The organism is Shimia sp. FJ5 (genome assembly GCF_032918335.1).
GTDB classification, from domain to species: domain Bacteria; phylum Pseudomonadota; class Alphaproteobacteria; order Rhodobacterales; family Rhodobacteraceae; genus Shimia; species Shimia aestuarii_A.
Map to the genome: position 1 here is coordinate 27,298 of NZ_JAWJUV010000005.1, position 17,127 is coordinate 44,424.

Sequence of the window (17,127 nt, forward strand, 5' to 3'; positions counted from 1 at the left end):
GCCGCGCGCGCAGGTTTCGCACGCCCCTTTCAGGGCGTGCAGTTGCGAGGCTCTGCCTCGCGCTCCGGAGTATTTATACAAAGGTGAAGATCAATCGCGGTCCGCGAGGCTTTGGGCGAGGCGCATCAGGCGCACGGCCTCGGTGCGATAGCCGAAAGGATCATCGCCACGATGTTCTGTGGCGAGCGCGATGGCCTCGTCCCAGCCCCAGTCGCCAAGATAGCGCGCATCGGTCAGAAGCTGGCCGAACCCGGCGATGGCGGCAGCGAACTGTGCGTCTGTGTCGTCTTTGAGATCAGCGGTGATCGGTGTTTCGATCAGCTGGCTCGTGGATGCGCCGGGGGCTTTGTAGCGCAGTTTGAGGAACCCCAGTTCATCGGAAACCGAGGATTCGGGAGCCGTGCCATAGCGCAGCGGATCGGTTTGCCGCGCCGGGGAGCCAGTTGGGGTCAGTTCGTAGAGCGCGGTCACGGCATGGCCCGCGCCGATTTCGCCCGCATCGACCTTGTCGTTGTTGAAGTCTTCGCGGTTCAATTGGCGTGTCTCGTAGCCGATCAGACGGTACTCGGCGATGGTTGCGGGGTTGAACTCTACCTGGATTTTCACGTCGTCGGCGATGGGAAAAAGCGTGCCTGTGAGTTGGTCGACAAGAACTTTGCGGGCTTCGTGCAGTGTATCGATATAGGCGGCCTGTCCGTTACCTGTCTGGGCGAGGGCCTGCATCGTGGCGTCATCGAGATTGCCGCGCCCGAAGCCGAGGACGGAGAGGTAGGTGCCGCTCTCGCGTTTCTTGGCGATGTAGTCTTTGAGGGCGTCCGGGTCGGAGAGGCCGACATTGAAATCACCATCGGTGGCGAGGATCACGCGGGAGACCTCTTCGCCGTCTTGCATCGCTTCGGCAGTGGCATAGGCCTGCTGCAGTCCGGCCTGTCCGGCGGTGGAGCCGCCAGCCGTCAGCCGGTCGAGCGCGGCGAGGATCGTGGTGCGGTCGCTGGCAGGTGTCGGATCGAGGACACGTCCGGCAGAGCCTGCGTAGGTCACAATGGCGACGCTATCCTCGGGGCGCAGTTCGGAGAGCATCAGTGAGAAGCTCTGTTTCAGGAGGGGTAGTTTGTTGGCCGCGTCCATCGACCCGGAGGTGTCGATGAGGAAGACGAGGTTCAGGGGCGGGCGCGCGGCGATGTCCGGCAGGCGCCCCTGAAGTGCGATGCGCAGGAGACGGGTATCCGGGTTCCACGGGGTCACCATCGTGGCGAGATGCGTTGCGAAGGGGGTGTCGCCGGAGGGTGCGGCGTAGCCATAGGGGAAATAGTTCACCATTTCCTCGATCCGCACCGCGTCTTTCGGCGGCAACGTGCCGGTCTCGAGCGAGTTGCGCAGGACCGCGTAAGAGGCGGTGTCGACATCGACCGAGAAGGTCGAGACGGGGCTTTCCGCCGTGACCTTGAGCGGGTTCGGATCGGTCTCTGGGTAGGCTTCGGTATCGGAGAGCGGCGGCATCGGGCGGATTTCGGGCGCGCTGAGGCCAGTGGCAAAGCGTTGCGGCGCGGATTTTGCCATGGGGGCGATGGAGGGCTCGACAAGGGGCGCTTCCATTTCCTCGATTGCGACGGCGTCGTCTTTGGCCGTGTCGCGCAGTTTGAGCGGGGCGGGGGGCTCTTGCAGGACGGGCAGGACAAGCACAAGGCCAACCGCGGCAAGAGCCGTGGAGGCGGCGAGGGCACCTTTGGCGGGAATGGATTTCAACATGATCATTACTCCTCTGAACAGGCCCGGTTTGCGGGCATCAGAGGTAGGACGTGTGTCATCCGCCGATCCTTGGAGGCGGTCGAAATTTTCTTGGGCAAGGGCGATGTTTTCAGCGCGTTTCCTGGCGTCGGGGGAAGGCGTTGCGGCGCGCATCGCGTGTTTCAGGTCGTTGAAGTTGAGGTCGTCGCTCATGCGGTGTCCTCCTTTTCTTTCAGGGCGCGCAGGTGTTTGCGGGCTTGCGAGAGGCGCCAGCTTACGGTGCCTTCGGAGATGTTGAGAACCTCGGCAGCCTCGGCATGGGTCAGGTCATCAAGGATCAGAGCAAGCGTGTCGCGCAGGTCGGGAGGCAGGGCGCGCATCGCTTCGGTGAGCCAGTCGATCCGGGCGTCGGTTTCAGCGTTGGCGGCTTGCCGGGCGATCTCCCAGTCGCCCCATCCTTCAGCGGCGCGGCTATGGGCTTCTTGGCGTCGGCGACGATCATGGGCGGCGTTGAGGACGACGCGGTAAAGCCATGTCGTGAACCGTGCGCGCGCTTCGAAGCGCAGGAGTTTTGACGGTAGCGCTGCGCAGATGTCCTGGGTTAGGTCTTCGGCTTCGGTGCGCCCTCCGGTGAGGCGAAACGCGAACGCGAAGACACGATCGTAGTGGCGTTCCAGAAGATCCGAGAACGCCGCTTTGTCACCATGTGCCGCCGCTTCGGCGAGGGCTTCGTCGGAGAGGTTCATAAGCATCACATTGAGTATGACGCATGGCGCAGGTCAATCCTTGGAAAAAATCTCAAAAGCTGAAGAACAGCTTTTCGGCTTTCTTCTTGGTAGATTGCGGTTCTCCGATCTAATCTTGGCGCTAACTTATTGAGAAATTTCTTTCTGAAGGACGCATTTCCATGGTGGAGCATGAGTATCTGGAGCAGTTCGGGCTGCATATCGTGCGGGCGCGTGACCCCTTCACCCTTGAGCAGCTCTTTCGTCTCATCGTTGAAGAGTATGGCGCGGAAGAGGCCAAGGGGATCGGCCGGCCAGTGCTCTTCGATCTGCGGGAGGTGGATGTCAGCCAGATTTCCTCTGCAGATATCCGGCGCCACATGATGAAGAAGTCCGTTCTCGATGAGAGCGTGACACACGTGACCGTGGCGTATCTTGTCGAGGGGCTTTCATCGCAGGCGGCGGTGCGTATGGCCAACACCTACTCTGAGCTTTCGGGGCTGTCGGGGGAAACGCAGAGCCTTGTGACCGAAGACCTTGGGGTGGCGGTCGATTTTCTTGCTGAGGCCGTTGGGCTTAGTCAGGCGGAGACGGCCTTGTTAGAGACACATCTTGCGCCGATGGCGGTTGCTTTGTTTCCCCGCGGATCTGCCTAAGGCCGGCCCGCGGGGAGAAGGTTCGCACGCGCGGGATTAGACCGACATGCAGATGTATTTCATCTCGAGGAACTCATCGATGCCGTGATGGCTTCCTTCACGGCCGAGGCCGGATTGCTTGACGCCGCCGAAGGGGGCGACCTCGGTCGAGATGATCCCGGTGTTGACGCCAACGATCCCGTATTCCAGCGCTTCGGCGACTTTGTAGACGCGGCTCAGGTCGCTTGCGTAGAAATAGGAGGCAAGGCCGAAGATCGTATCGTTGGCCATGGCGATGACATCGTCCTCGTCTTCGAATTTGAAGAGCGGGGCGAGGGGGCCGAAGGTCTCGTCCGTGGCAAAGGCCATCTCGGTCGTGGCTCCGGTGACGATGGTCGGCTGGAAGAAGGTGCCGCCAAGTTCCGACGGGTTGCCGCCGAGGATCACCTCGCCGCCCTTGGACTGGGCGTCGGCAATATGCTCACGAACCTTTTCAACGGCGTCTTCGTTGATGAGCGGGCCAAAGGCGGTGTCTTGTTCGAGGCCATCGCCGACCTTCATCGCGGCCACGCGTGCCTTGAGTTTCTCGGCGAAGGCGTCATAGACGCCGGCCTGCACGTAGATGCGGTTGGCACAGACGCAGGTCTGGCCGTTGTTGCGGAATTTACACATGATCGCGCCTTCGACGGCATCGTCGAGGTTGGCATCATCAAAGACGATGAAGGGCGCGTTGCCACCAAGCTCCATCGAGCATTTCATCACGCTATCCGCGGCCTGACGCAGGAGGATGCGGCCAACTTCGGTCGAGCCGGTAAAGGTCAGTTTGCGCACCGCGTCGTTTTCACAGAACTCCTTGCCGATCTCGCTCGCACGCGAGGAGGGCACGATGTTGAGAACGCCCGCCGGGATGCCCGCGCGTTCGGCAAGCACGCCAAGGACAATGGCCGAGAGCGGGGTTTCGGCAGCGGGACGGGCAACCATGGCACAGCCAGCGGCGAGGGCCGGGCCGGCCTTGCGGGTGATCATCGCATTGGGGAAGTTCCACGGCGTGATCGAGGCGGCGACGCCGATTGGTTGTTTGATGACCGTGATGCGCTTGTCGCGCTGGTGGCCCGGGATGGTTTCACCGTAGATGCGTTTGGCCTCTTCCGCGAAGAATTCGATGAAGGAGGCGCCATAAGCGATCTCGCCCGCAGCTTCTGCGAGCGGCTTGCCCATTTCCGCCGTAAGGATCGTCGCGAGGTCGGCTTGATTTTCCATCATCAGGTCAAACCACTTCCGCAGAACGGCGGCGCGTTCCTTACCGGTCCACTTGGCCCAGTCCTTTTGAGCGGCGTTGGCCTTGGCGATGGCATCGGCCACCTGTGCGCGGTCAAGATCGGCCACATTGGCGATAACATCGCCGCGGGCAGGGTTGGTGACCTCGAAAGTCCCGTTTGCACCATCGACCCATTCACCGCCGATATAGGCGCGGGTCTCAAGAAGGGTTGGGTCTTTCAGAAGTGATTTCAGATCAGTGACGGTATCTAGCATGGCTCGCTCCCCTTTTGCGTTGGCAGATGAAAACCACTTGGCGGTGGTCTTGTCCAGCCGAGGGTATGAGTCCAGTATGAGTTAATTTTCGGACCAAGGATATGCGAATGACCCTCGACGACGCCTATGCCAACGCGGCCTACATACCGGATGCGGCGCGATTTCCAGACTTGTGGCAAGCCGAAGCCGACGCGTTTCGCAAGGCGACGCGAAGCGAAATCGCGATTGCCTATGGTCCGGGCGAACGGCATGTGATGGATCTTTTCCTGCCTGAGAGCACGCCGAAGGGGCTCGTGGTGTTTGTGCATGGGGGCTATTGGCTGCGGTTCGACCGGAGTTATTGGTCGCATTTGGCGGCGGGCGCAGTGGCGAAGGGATGGGCCGTTGCGATGCCATCCTATGATCTTTGCCCGAGCGTCGGCATTCCCGATATCACGGCACAAATTGCGCAGGCCGTCACGGTGGCGGCAGAGCGTGTGGATGGGCCGATCTGTTTGGCCGGGCATTCGGCGGGCGGGCATCTCGTGGCACGAATGGCAATGCCGGGCGTGTTGCCAGAGGCGGTTGCCGGGAGGTTGCGCCATGTGATGCCGATCTCGCCGGTCGCGGACCTTCGCCCACTCATGCAGACATCGATGAACGCGGACCTCGGGATCACAGAAGATATCGCCGCCGTGGAAAGCCCTGTGCTAGGGGCACCCCTGCCGGATGTGGCTGTGACGGTTTGGGTCGGTGGGGATGAGCGCCCTGCTTTCCTTGATCAGGCGCGCTGGCTTGCGGAGGCGTGGGGCTGCGGCCATGTTGTCACCGAGGGAGAGCATCATTTCAACGTGATCGCGCCATTGGCCGATGCGCAGAGCGAGATGGTGGCATGCTTGTTGGCGGAGGACGCAACATCATGACATGGGATTTCATCATTGTCGGCGCGGGCAGTGCCGGGTGTGTCGTGGCCAATCGCCTGAGCAAGGCGGGGCATAAGGTTCTGCTACTCGAGGCGGGCGGGCGCGACACCTACCATTGGATCCATATTCCGATGGGATATCTCTATTGCATCGGCAATCCGCGCACCGATTGGATGTACAAGACCGCACCGGACAAGGGGTTGAATGGACGGTCGCTCCTCTACCCGCGCGGCAAGGGGCTTGGCGGCTGTTCATCGATCAACGGGATGCTCTACTTGCGTGGGCAGGCGGCGGATTACGATGGTTGGCGGCAGCTGGGCAATCCCGGCTGGGGCTGGGACGATGTGCTGCCGCTCTTCAAGCGGGCCGAGGACTATATGGATGGCCCTTCCGTAATGCATGGAGCGGGCGGTGAATGGCGGGTCGATAACCAACGCCTGCGTTGGGATGTGCTTGACGACTGGATGGCGGCGGCAGAGGCCGCGGGTGTGCCGCGCACCGATGATTTCAACACAGGCGACAACGAGGGTGTCGGGTATTTCAAGGTCAACCAGCGCGATGGCTGGCGCCTCAATACCTCCAAGGCGTTCTTGCGTCCGGTGCGCGAGTCCAAGCTCAAGATTGAAGTGCATGCGCGGACCGAGCGCCTGTTGATCGAAGAGGGGCGTGTTGTCGGTGTGGCCTATCGCCAGAACGGCGAACTGAAAGAGGCGCGCGCGGAGCGCGAGGTCATCCTTTCGGCGGGGGCGATCAACTCGCCTCAGATCCTTCAACTTTCGGGCATTGGGCCGGGGGCGGTTCTTCAGGACCACGGCATCGCGGTACGGCACGAGATCGACGGGATCGGCGCGAACCTACAGGACCATTTGCAGCTTCGTTGTGCTTGGAAGCTCGACGGGGCGAAGACGCTCAACACCATGGCGAATTCCCTTATTGGCAAGGCGAAGATCGGGTTGGAATACTTGTTGAAACGCTCCGGGCCGATGTCGATGGCGCCGTCGCAGCTTGGGGCGTTTACCAAGTCGCGGCCCGGCCTTGAGACGCCCGACCTAGAATATCATGTGCAGCCGCTCTCGCTTGAGGCGTTTGGGCAGCCCCTCCATGATTTTCCGGCGATGACGGCGAGTATCTGCAACCTGCGGCCAGAGAGCCGGGGGCATGTGCGGATCACCTCGCCGAACCCCGAAGATGCACCGGAAATCGCGCCGAATTATCTCAGCACCGAGGGCGATCGGGCCGTGGCCATCGCTGCGATCCGTCAGGCGCGCGAGATCATGGCGCAGGGGCCAATGGCGAAGTACAGCCCCGAAGAGATGAAGCCGGGGATCACTGCGCAGGACGATGCTGAATTGGTCAAGGCGGCCGGAGATGTCGGAACAACGATCTTTCACCCGGTCGGCACGGTGCGGATGGGGGCAGACGAGGCTGCGCCGCTAGATCCGCGCCTCAGGATGCGGGGGATCGGCGGTTTGCGCGTGGTGGATGCGTCCATCATGCCGACGATCACCAGCGGCAACACCAACTCGCCGACCATAATGATCGGCGAGAAGGCGAGCGAGATGATCCTGGAAGACCTGGTTTAGGAGTCTTCCGGGGCGATCTTGTCTTGCGTGTTGGTGTCGAAATCGCCTGCGTCATGGCGTTCGTGTAGTTGGGTTTTCGGATCACCGAAGGCACGGTTGACCATGCGGCCACGCTGCACAGCGGGGCGCGAGTCGATGTCTTCGGCCCAACGGACGACGTTCTTGTATTCATGCACGCTCAGGAACTCGGCGGCTTCGTAAAGGCGGCCAAGGGCGAGCTGTCCATACCAGGCCCAGTTGGCGATGTCGGCAATCGTGTAGTCGTCACCGGCAAGGTAGGGCACCTCGGCAAGGCGCTTGTCGAGCACGTCGAGCTGGCGTTTGACTTCCATCGCGAAGCGGTTGATCGGGTATTCCCACTTTTCGGGGGCGTAGGCGTAGAAATGGCCGAAACCACCGCCGAGATACGGCGCGCTACCCATTTGCCAGAATAGCCAAGACAGCATCTCGGGGCGCTTGGCAGGGTCCTTAGTCAGGAAGGCATCGAACTTCTCGGCGAGGTGAAGCAGAATCGCGCCGGATTCGAAAATGCGGGTCGGGGGCGTCGTGGTGTGATCCATCAGGGCGGGGATTTTCGAGTTCGGGTTGACCTCGACAAAGCCCGAGCCGAATTGATCGCCATCACCGATATTGATCAGCCACGCGTCATACTCGGCCTCTTTGATCCCTGCGGCGAGGAGTTCCTCGAACATCACCGTGACCTTTACGCCGTTCGGCGTGGCCAGCGAGTAAAGCTGATGCGGGTGTTTGCCCACGGAGAGTTTCTTGTCGTGAGTCGGGCCAGAGATGGGGCGGTTGATGCTCGCAAAGCGGCCGCCGCTCTCGCTTTCCCAGGTCCAGACTTTCGGGGGGGTATAGGTATCGCTCATGGTTTTCGCACCCTGTCAGAATTGTGTCCTGCTCGAATGTAGGCATTTTCAGCAGGAATGGGAGGGGGGCTGTCTGTGCGTCAGGGCAGGGGCGGCTGTGCGCGCTTCCCTAAAAGACGAAAACCCCCGGGCGGATGCCTCGGGGGTTGCCGAATTTTTGTGTCCAAAGCTCGAATCTCTTAGAGGAGACCTTCGCGCTGGGCTTTCTTGCGTGCCAGTTTACGGGCACGGCGGATCGCTTCAGCTTTTTCGCGTGCTTTTTTCTCGGACGGCTTCTCGAAATGCTGCTTGAGCTTCATTTCGCGGAAGACACCCTCACGCTGGAGCTTCTTCTTCAGGGCGCGGAGCGCCTGATCGACGTTGTTGTCGCGAACACTAACCTGCATGTGGTTTTCACCACCTTTCTAAGTTTGAGTTGCAAGGAAATTGCAGGAGGTGGCCGTATAGCAAAGTGCCCCATCTTTGTCTAGTATGATGTGGAGTTCAAAGGAGGCCCTAGATGTCCGACGCCGACCCCAAGCAAACCCTGCTCGATGCCGCGCTTGCGCATGTGGCGTTTGACGGCTGGAGCGATGCGACATTCGAAGCGGCGATTGCCGATAGTGGCATGGATTCGGCATTGGCACATGCGCTCTGTCCGCGTGGTGCGGTGGATCTTGCCATTGCCTATCATAAGCGCGGGGATGCCGCGATGATCGAACGGTTCGAGGCCGAAGATGTGTCGGAGCTACGCTATAGCGAGAAGGTCGCCGTTCTGGTGCGGTTCCGTCTCGAAGCGGTGGAGGACAAAGAGGCGGTGCGCCGTGGCACGACGCTTTTCTCCCTGCCGCAATACGCCGCCACGGGGGCGCAGCTTGTCTGGGAGACATGCGATGCGATCTGGAACGCGCTTGGCGATACGTCCGATGATGTGAATTGGTACACCAAACGGATGACGCTTTCGGCGGTCTATAGCTCGACGATCCTTTACTGGCTTGGCGATGAGAGCGACGGACATGCCGAGACTTGGGCCTTCCTTGATCGGCGGATCGAGAACGTGATGCAGTTCGAGAAGGCCAAGGCCGGATTCCGCAAGAGCCGTCTTGGCAAGCTGATGCAAGGGCCTCTGTCGATTTTGGACGGGATCAAAGCACCGGGTGCCAAACGGGATATGCCGGGGCAGTGGCGGGGTTGAGGCGCGGCTGACGGGTTTTCGCGGCTGCGGCGGGGTGCTATGCCAAGGCAACGACACCCCGAGGAGCAGACGATGACCCAGACCATGCGCGCAATCGAGATCACCGAAGCGGGAGGGCCGGATGTCCTCAAACCCTGCGAACGGCCCGTGCCGCAGCCGGGGGCGGGAGAGGTCATTATCAAGGTTGCCTATGCCGGTGTGAACCGTCCCGATGCGCTGCAGCGGGCGGGGATGTATGCACCACCGCCGAGCGCAAGCGATCTTCCGGGGCTAGAAGCGTCGGGCATGATTGTTGCCGTGGGCGAAGGGGTCAGCGAATGGTCCGAAGGCGACGAGGTCTGTGCGCTTCTGCCCGGTGGGGGCTATGCAGAATACGTTCTGACTCCGGCGGCGCATTGCCTGCCGATCCCCAAGGGCATGGGGCTCAAAGAAGCTGCCTGCCTTCCAGAGACGTTCTTTACCGTCTGGTCCAACGTGTTCCAGCGCGGTGGTCTTCAGGCTGGCGAACGGTTCCTCGTGCATGGCGGTTCGAGCGGGATCGGAACGACTGCGATCCAGCTTGCTAACGTGTTCGGCGCACGGGTCTTTGCGACCGCCGGGACCGAAGACAAATGCGCGGCCTGCCTTGAACTTGGGGCGGAGCGGGCGATCAATTACCGCGACGAGGATTTTGTCGAGGTGCTGCGCGCTGAAGGTGGGGCGGACCTGATCCTCGACATGGTGGGCGGTTCGTATATCCCACGTAACATCAAGACCCTCGCGGATGACGGGCGGTTGGTGCAAATCGCGTTTCTCACCGGACCGAAGGTCGAGTTGAATTTTGCCCAGATCATGACCCGTCGCCTCACCGTGACCGGATCGACCTTGCGCCCGCAGAGCGACCTTGCCAAGGCGCGGATCGCAGAGGCCTTGCGCGAAAAGGTGTGGCCGCTTCTCGACGCGGGGCGCGTGGCGCCCGTGATGGATAGCGAATTCGCGTTTGAAAACGCCGCCGCCGCCCATTCGCGGATGGAAAGCAGCGGGCACATCGGCAAGATCGTTCTCAAGGTCGCGGGCTGACAGTCTTTTCAATCAAGGGGTTAGCGCCGCTTTTCATGTTCGAACCGTTGCTTGGCGACGGCTTCGTGACGTTCGGCCTTCTGATGGTCAAAAAGCGATTGCTCGACGTAGTCGAGATGCGCCGTTACCGCCGCGCGGGCGGCTTCGGGGTCGCGTGCCTGTAGAGCGGTGTTGATCGCCCGGTGCTGTTCCAGAAGATCGCTTCGGGTCACGCGTTGCTTGAACATGACGGAGCGGTTGTAGAACACCCCTTCGCGCAGAAGCTGATACATGGAGCGCATCATGTGCAGCATGATGACGTTGTGGCTGGCTTCGATGATGGCGAGATGGAAGTCGGCGTCGAGGCGGGCTTCGTCGGCGGGGTTGCGTTTGGCGTGGGCGGCTTCCATCTTTTCGAACACGGCATCGATCACCTTGAGATCGGTGTCAGAGGCGCGGGTCGCGGCGCGTTCGGCGGCGAGGCCTTCCATGTCGCGGCGGAAGGAAATGTAATCGAACACCGCCTCGTCATGGTTCGCAAAAAGCCGCACCAGCGTCTCGGAAAAAGCGCTTCCGAGGACGTCGGCGACAAAGACTCCGGCCCCGGCGCGCGAGACGAGAAGGCCATTTTCCTGAAGTTCTGCAATGGCTTCGCGCAAAGACGGGCGCGACACACCAAGGCGATCCGCAAGCTCGCGTTCGGAGGGCAGGCGCTCACCGGGGCGCAGGATGCCGCGCAGGATCAGCTGTTCGATTTGCCGGATGACGGAGGTCGAAAGCTTCTCGGTCTGGACTTTCTGAAAGGGCATGATGTTGGGCGCTTCCGTTAATTGGTCAGATGATTTGACCACGTTGCGGCGCCGTGAACAAGGGGGCGAAAGCGGCGAAACCCAACGTCGGTATCACGTCGGTATTGCGTCTGTATCGCGGTGGTGCGGCTTGCGGGGGGGCAAACGCATGAAGGGCGCCCGAGGGCGCCCTTTTCGGTTTCCGTGAGCGGAAAGGCTATTCGGCGGGCACAGCCTCGGGCAGAGCGGGTTTGCCGAAGTGCTGTCGGTTGAGGCGGATCACGAGGGCGATCATCAGCACCTGCGAGGCGATGGCGATCGCGGTCAGGATCCAGAACGCCACACCGAACTTGTCGATGGCCCCGGAGGCGACCAGCCCCTTGTTGATGAAGAAATGCATCAACACCGCGAAGGCGACGCCGGGGCAGACGAGTGCGTAGGAGCCGGGCGAGGTTTTCGGGCCGAGCACGAAGTCGGCGAAATAGCCCTGACGGCGCATCACGAGGAGGCCAAGCGCGAGGAAGACGACCTGCACCGAGAGCATCCGCGCGAGGAAGATCATTGTCTCGCCTTCCGCGCCGTGCACGCCGAAAGTGACGTGGAGACCATGCTCCTGACGCAGGAAGAGGATCGACAGGATGGTGACGATGGGCACGATGACCATGAGGGTCGGCCCGGCCTCCTTGTGGGTGCCGTAGTGCAGCATCGAGGCAAAGGCGGTCGCGGCGGCGAGCAGCGTGTAAATCACGGCGGCCACGGCGAAGAAGGTCGAGATCACCAGCGCGATGGCGACCGTCGCGGGCGTCGTGCTCATCGCAGCGGGGGCGGCGAACCCGACACCGACCATGGAGATCGCGAAGGCCGGGAGAAGCTGGGCAAAGCTATTGTGGGCGGTGACGTCAAAGAGGCCGCCCTGCGAGAGCACCCGGCCAAGGAAATCCCCGATCAGGCGCAGCGCCCAGAGGCCGACGAGGCCGAAGGCGACCATGGCCATCGGGAAGAGGTATTCGACGATAGTCCAGAGCATCGGCACAAAGGCCATGCCGACGATGAATAGCGCGTTGATCGTCATCGCGGCGGCAAGCGGCCCGGCGAGGAGGGTGGTTTCGGCATTGGAATTGCGCAAGGTCGTGTAGGCCTCGGTCTTTTTGAAGGCCGAGAGTGCGGAGAGGTTCCAAAGCAGGTATTTCACGTTGAGGAAGGCAAAGACGGCAATCCCGGCCCAAGCGATGAGGATGGCGGCCTGAAGCGGCAGCATGCCTTGCGAGAAGGCGGCCCAGATGTCTTCGAAAACTGGCACAGGTTGGTTCGGGTGCGGCACCCAGAAGAACAGGAACATGAAGAAGGTGACCGAGAGGCCACCGGCGCCAAGCGAGGCGAGGAAGTAGAGCGGCGAATAGGTATCCGCCGGACGTTTGAAGGGGGTCGTCATGGGGGACTCCATTAATATGCTGTATTTGGAATGTAATATATATTCGAAATATAGAATACAAATGCGTCATTCGCGCGCAGAGGGCGGTTGATAACGGTTGATTAACGTTTCCGCGGCAAGCTTGGGCATGTTCAGGTTCTTGTTCATGTCCCTCCTGATCGTCTCGGCCTGCGCGGTGCCGGCACCCCATTTCATGGGGGCCGAACCGGTGCGGGCCGAGGTTCAGGGAAGCCGCTTTGTCATGCGGCGCAACGGCAAGCTTGTCGAAGTGATCCGCGTCAATCGAGAATGGGCACCGCGCCTTAGCGAACAGCTTGGCCGGAGGGCGGAGATCGCGGTTGAGCGGGCCTATGGTTGCCCTGTGAAGACCATTCGTGGGGATGCGGCGCTTATGATTGCGCGCCTCAAATGCGGCAAGCCGGATGACCTTGCCGAGATTGGCTATGGTCCGGGCTAGGGCGTGCCGCTGATGTCTTTGGTCATGAAGATCGAGGTGGTGTTGGCCTCGTAATCGCCGAAGGGGCCGCAATCGGTATATCCATGCGCCTTGTACAGGCTATGCGCCTGAGTCAGCTTATCGCCAGTTTCGAGCTTCACTGTCGGCAGGCCCTGGGTGCGGGCTTCTTCCTCGATCTTGCGCATCAGGTGATGGGCAATGCCTTTGCCGCGGGCGCGGGGATCGACGAACATGGATTTGATCTCGCCATAGGCGCCTTTGTTGGCCAGCGCGACACAGCCGAGCGCGTCTTTGCCCTCACGGGCGACGAAAAAGCGGATCGCCGGCACGCAAAGCTCGTCGATATCAAGGAAGTGGTTCTCCTCGGGCTCGAACAGCGTCTGCATCAGGGCATGGCTTTGACGCAGGAGGGCGGTCGCCTGCGGATCGCGCGGATCACCGGGAAGAACCTTGATGTCGGACATGGGACTGCCTTTCACGGTAGGAGGTCTTGATGGCGCTATGAATGGCAGGCGCGCGCGCCGCTGTCCAGATTGTGCAGGGTCAGGGGCGCCGCCCCTCTTGGCCGCAGGCGGCCAATTCACCCCGGGATATTTCTCGCAAGAGGAAGGAAGGGCGGCGGATTTCCGCAATATCTTGTGGATAACTTGGGTGCTGGGGGCATATCCTGTGGATCATCGTTGACTCTGGCATATCTGCTTGGGCAGGCTTGAGCGATAGATCAGAATCACGGGGACATCGTAACGCCTTGCGTTTTTCCAAGCTCAGACTGACCGGCTTTAAGAGCTTTGTCGATCCGACCGACCTTGTCATTGCGGACGGGTTGACCGGGGTCGTGGGGCCGAATGGTTGTGGAAAGTCGAACCTTCTGGAAGCGCTGCGTTGGGTGATGGGGGAGAACCGTCCGACGGCGATGCGTGGCGGCGGGATGGAAGACGTGATCTTTGCCGGGGCGGCGACACGCCCGGCGCGCAACTTTGCCGAGGTGTCGCTTCATATCGACAATAGCGAGCGGCTGGCCCCGGCCGGGTTCAACGAGGATGATGCGCTCGAGATCGTGCGCCGGATCACGCGCGATGTCGGATCGGCCTATAAGGTCAATACCAAGGACGTGCGGGCGCGTGATGTGCAGATGCTATTCGCCGATGCCTCTACGGGTGCGCATTCGCCTGCTCTCGTGCGGCAGGGGCAGATTTCGGAACTCATCAACGCCAAGCCGAAAGCCCGGCGCCGTATCCTTGAGGAAGCGGCGGGGATTTCTGGGCTGTATCAGCGGCGGCACGAGGCGGAACTCAAGCTCAAGGGGGCCGAGAGCAACCTTGCGCGTGTCGATGACGTGATCGAGCAATTGGCGACCCAGCTGGCGCAGCTTGCGCGGCAGGCGAAACAGGCGGCGCGCTATCGGGCGATTGGCGAAGAGCTGCGGCAGGCAGAGGGGATGCTCCTTTATCGACGCTGGCGCGAAGCGGATGAGGCGCGGGCCAAGTCGGACGAGGAGCTGCGCGAGCGGACCACGGCGGCGGCACAGGCCGAGGGCGCGGCGCGGGCGGCAGCCAAGACGCGGCAGGCCAAGGATGATGCGCTTCCGCCCTTGCGCGAGGAAGAAGCGATTGCGGCGGCTGTGTTGCAGCGGCTTCAGGTGCAGCGCGATACGCTCAACGATCAGGAAGAACACGCGCGTCAGATCATCGAGACGTTGCAGAACCGGATCGAGCAGCTTGGCAAGGATATGGAGCGCGAAGCGGGGCTCAACCGCGACGCGGGCGAGACGATCGAGCGGCTCGAATGGGAAGCCGCGGAAATCGCCAAGGCCGGGGAAGGTCACAACGAAAAGCTCGAGGTGGCGACGGAAGCGGCGCGCGAGGCCGCGAGCCTGTTGCAAGAGCGCGAGAGCGAACTGTCGCAGCTGACCGAGGATGTGGCGCGGCTTGCGGCGCGGCACCAATCGGCGCACCGGTTCCTTGATGATACGCGCAAGACGCTTGAAAAGAGCGAGGCCGAGGCTGGCAAAGCGCGGGATGCGGTCAATGTCTCTAAGGCGGCACTGGTGAAGGCGTCGGAGGATTTCGAGACCGCGAAGACCGCGGAGGCGACAGCGGTTCAGGCCGCAGAGGCGGCGGAAGTGGCGCTTTCGCGGGCCGAAGAAGAGCGGGCGGAAACGCAGGGCCGCGAGGCCGATGCGCGGGCCGAACGGTCAGAGGCCGAGGGCGAGTTGAACGCGTTGCGGGCCGAGGTCACGGCGCTTGCCAAGCTTGTTGAACGGGATACGGCCGAAGGCGGGCAAATCCTCGACCGTTTGCAGGTCCAGCAGGGCTTTGAGAAGGCGCTTGGCGCGGCATTGGCGGATGATCTTCGGGCGCCGGAAGTGGACGAAGACGGGCCGTCTGGCTGGCATGTGCTTCCGGCGTATGACGAGGCGCAGGCGCTTCCTGATGGGGTGCCGTCGCTTGTCGCGCATGTGTCTGTGCCGGAGGTGCTTGAGCGGCGGATGAGCCAGATCGGGCTTGTCGCGGCAGAGGATGCGATGCGGCTTCAGCCGCTCCTGAGACCCGGCCAGCGGCTTGTCTCGCTCGAGGGGGATCTTTGGCGTTGGGATGGGTATCGCGCTTGGGCCGAGGATGCGCCGAGCGCAGCCGCGCTGCGGCTTCAACAGCTGAACCGTCTCGAAGAATTGAAACAGCAGCTTGCGCGGGCGACGGCGCGGGCCGATGGCGCGGTGCAGGCGCATGAAACGCTTCAGGCGCGGCTGCGTGATTTGGCCGAGGCCGACAAGGCAGCGCGTCAGGCGCGACAGGCAGCAGACCGGGCCGTGGCGGATGCCAATCGCGCGCTGAGCCGGGCAGAAGCGGATCGCAACCTTGCCGAAGGGAAGCTGGAATCCCTGGGCCTTGCGGTGGCGCGGCACGAAGAAGACGCGATGGGCGCGCGGGCGCAGGTTGCGGAGGCCGAAAAGGCCCTCAGCGATCTTGGCGATCTCGACGCAGCCCGTGAAAGCGTGGAAGACGTCAAGATGACGGTCGAGGCGGCGCGGATCACCATGATGTCCAAACGCTCGGCGCAGGATGAGCTTCGGCGTGAAGGTGAGGCCCGTCTTAAGCGAAGCCAGGAGATCACCAAAGAGATCAGCGGTTGGCGCCATCGTCTTGAGACTGCGGAGAAGCGGATCGGCGAATTGGCCGAGCGCAAGACCTCATCGGAAGCCGAACTCAAGGAAGCCGGTAGTGCGCCGGACGAGATCGCGGCGAAGCGTGCCGAGCTAAGCGATGCGATCGAAGAGGCCGAAGCGCGGCGGCGCAAGGCGGCGGACACGTTGGCCGAGGCGGAAACCGCGCTGCGCGAGGCGGAACATGCCGAACGAGACGCGGAACGAGCGGCCAGCGAGGCGCGCGAGGCGCGGGCGCGTTCCGAGGCGCGGGCCGATGCGGCACGCGAAACGGTCTCGTTCGCGGCCGAGCGGATCTACGAGGAACAACAGATTTCGCCTGCTGCGCTTCTTGAGCGGCTTGGCGTGACGCCGGATGCGATGCCGGACAGCCATGGTATCGAGGCGGATGTGAACCGTCTCAAGCGGCAGCGCGATAGCCTTGGCGCGGTGAACCTGCGTGCCGAAGAAGACGCCAAGGCGGTACAGGAAGAGCATGATGCGCTTGTGACCGAGAAGGCGGATTTGGAGGAGGCAATCAAGACCCTGCGCGGCGGGATCGCAAGCCTCAACCGTGAGGGGCGCGAGCGTCTCCTGACAGCGTTCGAGCAGGTCAATTCAAACTTTACCTTGTTGTTCCGGCACCTGTTTGGTGGTGGCGAGGCGAACCTTGTGCTTGTCGAGAGTGATGACCCGCTCGAGGCGGGGCTCGAGATCATGTGCCAGCCGCCGGGCAAAAAGCTCTCGACGCTGAGCCTGTTGTCGGGGGGCGAGCAAACGCTGACGGCGCTGGCGCTCATCTTTGCGGTGTTCCTTGCCAACCCGGCACCGATCTGTGTTCTCGATGAGGTCGACGCGCCGCTTGATGATGCGAACGTGACGCGGTTCTGTGATCTTCTTGACGAGATGTGCCGCCGCACCAATACGCGCTTCCTCATCATCACGCACCATGCTGTGACCATGGCGCGGATGGATCGCCTGTTCGGTGTGACTATGGCCGAGCAGGGCGTTTCGCAGCTTGTGTCGGTTGACCTCAAGGCGGCGGAGTCGATGGTGGCCTAGGCCATTTGGCCAGGGTCTCGCACGTTAAGCGACTGAGACATCTCCTTTTTATAGAATCG

Annotated in this window: 15 protein-coding genes; 7 read left to right on the forward strand and 8 right to left on the reverse strand. The window is 62.0% G+C overall.

What is annotated here, in order from left to right; all coding sequences use genetic code 11:
• Positions 1–90: 90 nt before the first annotated feature.
• Complete coding sequence (locus R1W01_RS15255) at positions 91–1,941, reverse strand: vWA domain-containing protein (RefSeq protein WP_297758159.1); 1,851 nt, start codon at positions 1,939–1,941, stop codon at positions 91–93.
• Entirely contained in the window at positions 1,938–2,474 is a 537-nt protein-coding gene (locus tag R1W01_RS15260) for an RNA polymerase sigma factor (protein WP_297758295.1), read from the reverse strand. Before R1W01_RS15260 ends, R1W01_RS15255 begins: the two co-directional genes overlap by 4 nt.
• A 161-nt stretch (positions 2,475–2,635) precedes the next feature.
• Here R1W01_RS15260 and R1W01_RS15265 point away from each other — a divergent pair, with 161 nt between their 5' ends.
• Entirely contained in the window at positions 2,636–3,109 is a 474-nt protein-coding gene (locus R1W01_RS15265; protein ID WP_243613693.1) for a hypothetical protein, read from the forward strand.
• A gap of 36 nt (positions 3,110–3,145) precedes the next feature.
• Here R1W01_RS15265 and R1W01_RS15270 read toward each other — a convergent pair whose 3' ends face one another.
• Positions 3,146–4,621, reverse strand: coding sequence for an NAD-dependent succinate-semialdehyde dehydrogenase (locus R1W01_RS15270; RefSeq protein WP_297758156.1), 1,476 nt, complete (start codon positions 4,619–4,621; stop codon positions 3,146–3,148).
• A 107-nt stretch (positions 4,622–4,728) separates the two neighbouring features.
• On the opposite strand from R1W01_RS15270, the gene R1W01_RS15275 reads away from it, so the two are divergent.
• Entirely contained in the window at positions 4,729–5,523 is a 795-nt protein-coding gene (locus R1W01_RS15275; protein ID WP_297758153.1) for an alpha/beta hydrolase, read from the forward strand.
• Entirely contained in the window at positions 5,520–7,106 is a 1,587-nt protein-coding gene (locus R1W01_RS15280; protein WP_297758150.1) for a GMC family oxidoreductase, read from the forward strand. Before R1W01_RS15275 ends, R1W01_RS15280 begins: the two co-directional genes overlap by 4 nt.
• On the opposite strand, the gene yghU is transcribed toward R1W01_RS15280, so the two are convergent.
• Together yghU and rpsU are read right to left on the reverse strand one after the other, a co-directional pair.
• Positions 7,103–7,975, reverse strand: a complete 873-nt coding sequence (yghU, locus tag R1W01_RS15285) for a glutathione-dependent disulfide-bond oxidoreductase (RefSeq protein ID WP_297758147.1) — start codon at positions 7,973–7,975, stop codon at positions 7,103–7,105. The two genes, R1W01_RS15280 and yghU, sit on opposite strands and share 4 nt — an antisense overlap.
• Positions 7,976–8,154: 179 nt before the next feature.
• On the reverse strand, positions 8,155–8,361 hold the full coding sequence (rpsU, locus tag R1W01_RS15290) for a 30S ribosomal protein S21 (RefSeq protein ID WP_005614280.1): 207 nt from the start codon (positions 8,359–8,361) through the stop codon (positions 8,155–8,157).
• A 113-nt stretch (positions 8,362–8,474) separates the two neighbouring features.
• Between rpsU and R1W01_RS15295 the strand changes: the two genes are divergently transcribed.
• Together R1W01_RS15295 and R1W01_RS15300 are read left to right on the forward strand one after the other, a co-directional pair.
• Positions 8,475–9,149, forward strand: coding sequence for a COQ9 family protein (locus R1W01_RS15295; protein ID WP_243613698.1), 675 nt, complete (start codon positions 8,475–8,477; stop codon positions 9,147–9,149).
• 72 nt (positions 9,150–9,221) lie between these two features.
• A complete protein-coding gene (locus tag R1W01_RS15300) occupies positions 9,222–10,208 on the forward strand; it encodes an NAD(P)H-quinone oxidoreductase (RefSeq protein ID WP_243613699.1) in 987 nt (328 codons plus the stop codon).
• A 20-nt stretch (positions 10,209–10,228) separates the two neighbouring features.
• Here R1W01_RS15300 and R1W01_RS15305 read toward each other — a convergent pair whose 3' ends face one another.
• Positions 10,229–10,996 (reverse strand): FadR/GntR family transcriptional regulator, encoded by a 768-nt coding sequence (locus R1W01_RS15305; protein ID WP_243613700.1) that lies wholly within the window; start codon positions 10,994–10,996, stop codon positions 10,229–10,231.
• Between the two features lie 196 nt (positions 10,997–11,192).
• Positions 11,193–12,407: a TsoY family (seleno)protein gene (locus R1W01_RS15310; protein WP_297758141.1), complete on the reverse strand. Its 1,215-nt coding sequence runs from the start codon at positions 12,405–12,407 to the stop codon at positions 11,193–11,195.
• 145 nt (positions 12,408–12,552) lie between these two features.
• Here R1W01_RS15310 and R1W01_RS15315 point away from each other — a divergent pair, with 145 nt between their 5' ends.
• Positions 12,553–12,864, forward strand: a complete 312-nt coding sequence (locus R1W01_RS15315) for a hypothetical protein (RefSeq protein WP_243613702.1) — start codon at positions 12,553–12,555, stop codon at positions 12,862–12,864.
• On the opposite strand, the gene R1W01_RS15320 is transcribed toward R1W01_RS15315, so the two are convergent.
• A complete protein-coding gene (locus tag R1W01_RS15320; protein WP_243613703.1) occupies positions 12,861–13,328 on the reverse strand; it encodes a GNAT family N-acetyltransferase in 468 nt (155 codons plus the stop codon). The genes R1W01_RS15315 and R1W01_RS15320 overlap by 4 nt on opposite strands.
• Positions 13,329–13,612: 284 nt before the next feature.
• Here R1W01_RS15320 and smc point away from each other — a divergent pair, with 284 nt between their 5' ends.
• The gene (gene smc, locus R1W01_RS15325) at positions 13,613–17,068 is read left to right on the forward strand and encodes a chromosome segregation protein SMC (RefSeq protein WP_243613704.1); all 3,456 of its coding nucleotides are present in this window, start codon (positions 13,613–13,615) and stop codon (positions 17,066–17,068) included.
• Positions 17,069–17,127: the final 59 nt, after the last annotated feature.

Bases quoted from the DNA above. Each gene is read 5' to 3' on its own strand.
- R1W01_RS15255 (WP_297758159.1), bottom strand. From the start codon at position 1,941: ATGAGCGACGACCTCAACTTCAACGACCTGAAACACGCGATGCGCGCC.
- R1W01_RS15260 (WP_297758295.1), bottom strand. From the start codon at position 2,474: ATGAACCTCTCCGACGAAGCCCTCGCCGAAGCGGCGGCACATGGTGAC.
- R1W01_RS15265 (WP_243613693.1), top strand. From the start codon at position 2,636: ATGGTGGAGCATGAGTATCTGGAGCAGTTCGGGCTGCATATCGTGCGG.
- R1W01_RS15270 (WP_297758156.1), bottom strand. From the start codon at position 4,621: ATGCTAGATACCGTCACTGATCTGAAATCACTTCTGAAAGACCCAACC.
- R1W01_RS15275 (WP_297758153.1), top strand. From the start codon at position 4,729: ATGACCCTCGACGACGCCTATGCCAACGCGGCCTACATACCGGATGCG.
- R1W01_RS15280 (WP_297758150.1), top strand. From the start codon at position 5,520: ATGACATGGGATTTCATCATTGTCGGCGCGGGCAGTGCCGGGTGTGTC.
- yghU (WP_297758147.1), bottom strand. From the start codon at position 7,975: ATGAGCGATACCTATACCCCCCCGAAAGTCTGGACCTGGGAAAGCGAG.
- rpsU (WP_005614280.1), bottom strand. From the start codon at position 8,361: ATGCAGGTTAGTGTTCGCGACAACAACGTCGATCAGGCGCTCCGCGCC.
- R1W01_RS15295 (WP_243613698.1), top strand. From the start codon at position 8,475: ATGTCCGACGCCGACCCCAAGCAAACCCTGCTCGATGCCGCGCTTGCG.
- R1W01_RS15300 (WP_243613699.1), top strand. From the start codon at position 9,222: ATGACCCAGACCATGCGCGCAATCGAGATCACCGAAGCGGGAGGGCCG.
- R1W01_RS15305 (WP_243613700.1), bottom strand. From the start codon at position 10,996: ATGCCCTTTCAGAAAGTCCAGACCGAGAAGCTTTCGACCTCCGTCATC.
- R1W01_RS15310 (WP_297758141.1), bottom strand. From the start codon at position 12,407: ATGACGACCCCCTTCAAACGTCCGGCGGATACCTATTCGCCGCTCTAC.
- R1W01_RS15315 (WP_243613702.1), top strand. From the start codon at position 12,553: ATGTCCCTCCTGATCGTCTCGGCCTGCGCGGTGCCGGCACCCCATTTC.
- R1W01_RS15320 (WP_243613703.1), bottom strand. From the start codon at position 13,328: ATGTCCGACATCAAGGTTCTTCCCGGTGATCCGCGCGATCCGCAGGCG.